4 protein-coding genes are annotated in these 2,859 nt (G+C 55.3%); 1 reads left to right on the top strand and 3 read right to left on the bottom strand.

Annotated elements, in window-relative coordinates:
- Together WEB54_RS12030 and merF are read right to left on the bottom strand one after the other, a co-directional pair.
- A partial coding sequence (locus WEB54_RS12030) for an FAD-dependent oxidoreductase (protein WP_368055909.1) occupies positions 1-963 on the bottom strand: 963 nt, incomplete at its 3' end.
- On the bottom strand, positions 956-1,213 hold the full coding sequence (gene merF / locus WEB54_RS12025) for a mercury resistance system transport protein MerF (RefSeq protein ID WP_368055911.1): 258 nt from the start codon (positions 1,211-1,213) through the stop codon (positions 956-958). The genes WEB54_RS12030 and merF, both read right to left, overlap by 8 nt.
- Before the next feature lie 159 nt (positions 1,214-1,372).
- Here merF and merR point away from each other — a divergent pair, with 159 nt between their 5' ends.
- On the top strand, positions 1,373-1,828 hold the full coding sequence (gene merR / locus WEB54_RS12020; protein WP_368055907.1) for an Hg(II)-responsive transcriptional regulator: 456 nt from the start codon (positions 1,373-1,375) through the stop codon (positions 1,826-1,828).
- A 61-nt stretch (positions 1,829-1,889) separates the two neighbouring features.
- On the opposite strand, the gene WEB54_RS12015 is transcribed toward merR, so the two are convergent.
- A complete protein-coding gene (locus tag WEB54_RS12015; RefSeq protein WP_368055905.1) occupies positions 1,890-2,582 on the bottom strand; it encodes a hypothetical protein in 693 nt (230 codons plus the stop codon).
- Positions 2,583-2,859 lie beyond the last annotated feature (277 nt).

Genomic DNA, 2,859 nt, shown 5'->3' with positions numbered 1-2,859 from the left:
GGCCACGTACACAAACTCAGGCTGATCGGTACAGTCACCGGCGGCGTAGATGCCCGGCACGGTCGTTTGCAGGTATTTATCCACCAGGACCGCGCCCTGGGCGATTTCCACGCCGATGTTATTAAGGTTCAGCGTCTCGGTGTTGGGTGTGCGCCCGGTGGCTACCAGCAGTTGATCGGCCCGCAAGGTTCCTGTCGTGGTCTCCAGCACGAATTCATTATCAGTGTAGTCCACCCGGCTCGTTTGGGTCTGTTTGAGCACTTCGATGCCGTCGCGGCGAAACGCGGCTTCCACCGCGTCACCAATGGCCGGGTCTTCGCTCGACAGCAGTCGGCTGCGAGCCAGCACCGTTACCTGGCTGCCCAGCCGGGCAAAGGCCTGGGCCAGCTCCAGCGCCACATATCCGGCCCCGATTACCACCATCCGTTCAGGCACGGTCTCCAGTGTCAGCGCAGTGGTAGAGGTCAGATAAGGCGTATCCGCCAGTCCCGGTATGGGCGGCTGCGCCGGGCGGGCGCCGGTGCCGATAAAGGCGCGATCGAAGTGAATTGTCTGTTCTCCGCCCTCTGTCAGAGTGACCGTCAGATGCTGGGCATCCGCAAACCGGGCCTCCCCGTGCAGGAGAGTGACGTTCGGATGATCTCGCAGAATCCCCTCGTATTTGGCATCCCGCAGCTCGTCGACACGCGCTTGTTGTTGCTGCAGAAGCACCGCCCGATCCACCACGGGCGCCTGAGCGCTCAGGCCGTCGTCGAAGGGGCTCTTATTGCGCAGATGGGCAATGTGCGCGGCGCGGATCAGAATCTTCGAGGGCACACAGCCGATATTCACACAGGTGCCACCGACGGTTCCGCGCTCGATCAGGGTGATGCGGGCACCGCGCTCGGCGGCTTTCAGGGCGGCGGCCATGGCTGCCCCACCGCTGCCAATAACAGCGATGTGCGGATTAACAAATTTACTCATTTGGGACATTCCTTGATGGGGTAGAGGGGGTGTTACAACAGGCGTCGTATTGTTTCTTGCGCCAAATCGCATAGACGGTCAGGCCGATGAATACGGCCAGGGCAGGAAGCAGTACGACATCGAGATAGCCCGCCAGAGCGGCCAGGCCCACTGAGCCCAATAGAATCACCAGAATCGGTGTAAAGCAGCACAGCGCCACTAAAAAGGTGCCAATCACGCTGGTGCGCAGCAAGGTTCTCGGATTTTTCATGGTCATTTCACTATCACTTCTGGGGTATGAGTGGTGCGGGGTGGCCAACGCTAAAAAGGCAACACCCCCGATGCGGAATGCTCGATAACGCTGAAACCTTTCACGGACTGGTTCGTTGAGCTAAGGTTACAACCGTAGCCAGCTACGGAGTCAAACCAGATGTCGGATAAAACCAACTCACTGACCATTGGCGGCCTGGCCAGGGCCGCGAATGTCCATATCGAGACCATTCGTTATTACCAGAGACGAGGGTTACTAGCCGAGCCCCAGCGTCCTGCGGGTAGCATTCGACGCTATGGTTCTAGCGATATAGACCGGTTGATGTTCATTAAATCAGCACAGCAATTGGGTTTTAGCCTCGATGAAGTTAACGACCTGTTGCTGCTGGATGATGGTACCCACTGTCAGCAAGCCAGTGCACTCGCCGAACATAAGCTTGATGATGTGCGTGAAAAGATCGGCAGGCTGAAGAAAATCGAGAAGGTATTGGGTGACATGGTCGTACGATGCCACGCCCAACAGGGCAACATCACATGCCCACTGATTGCAGCCTTGCACGAAGGGATCACCGGGACCGGAAAACACCATCAAACACTCCCCGGGGAGTCTACATGAGTCGATACGTTAGCAGAGCAATGCTTACCTCATGAGCAAGACAATAGGCTTACTCAATAATTTATTTTAATCGACTTTCGCAGTCATCCAGAGTCTCCGGGCCAATAATAGGCACACTTAGCAGACAGCGTTCAGCTTCAATCAACCCTTCACTAGTGAGCCTGATAGCTCGAATCGTTCTTCTGGAAACATCGGGCACCAACAGTTGCCTGTGGCCACCGATGAGTGAAACCTTCGACAAATCCAGCTCAGCGGAACCATATACGTGGTTGGAAAAACCGGGCAGTGAATCAACCTGTATCAGGCGCTCACCTTCGCGTCGGTAGACTGTCAATAATCCACCAATATGCGGTGTTATGACGGCGGCTATTTCCGCTTCCCCGTCATCATCAAGATCAGCCACGCCAACCGGGTTAAGCCACCGATTCGGTGTGCCTATTGGTGCCGACTGGGCCAGCATAACCAATTGGTTCTCTTCAAGCGCAAACAGAACCAGGCGGGCACCCTGATGAACTGAACTGACGATCACCAGCAAGCGCACAGGCCCCTGGTCGGTCAGTGTCACCATGCGCGGGGACAGATCTTCAAACACTTCACTATCCGGCAATTCCAGAATTACATCCTGCCCGCTGTTAGTTGTAGCGACCAACTGCGCATATTCATGCGGCCGTCCCAGTGCAAAATGCCCATACCGTTCAACCGGTTTAACAAACTTTGCTCCGATTATCTGCTCGGCCACCGCAAACCCTGACATCAGTAAGCCCACCATGCAAACAACCAAAACAAACCGTTTGGGGAACCGGAGACTAGACCAGTATTTGCGCATTAAACTGTCACTCTGGCAGGTTGCGTAACGTTCACATTATTTAAAGGCTCTGACTTTTTGGCGTCTCTATATAACTTCATTGCCTTGTTTATTCAGCGATAATCCGGATTGGGATGATCAAAACGGCAGCCCGCGGTCCATGCTTTGCGGTCGTTGCCGTGAGCGGGAATTCCACCGGCATCTTTGAGTATTCGCGCCATATGCA

The sequence above is a fragment of the Saccharospirillum sp. genome (assembly GCF_040881935.1).
Classification (GTDB): Bacteria; Pseudomonadota; Gammaproteobacteria; order Pseudomonadales; family Natronospirillaceae; genus Saccharospirillum.
This window is presented reverse-complemented; position numbering and strand designations above follow the sequence as displayed.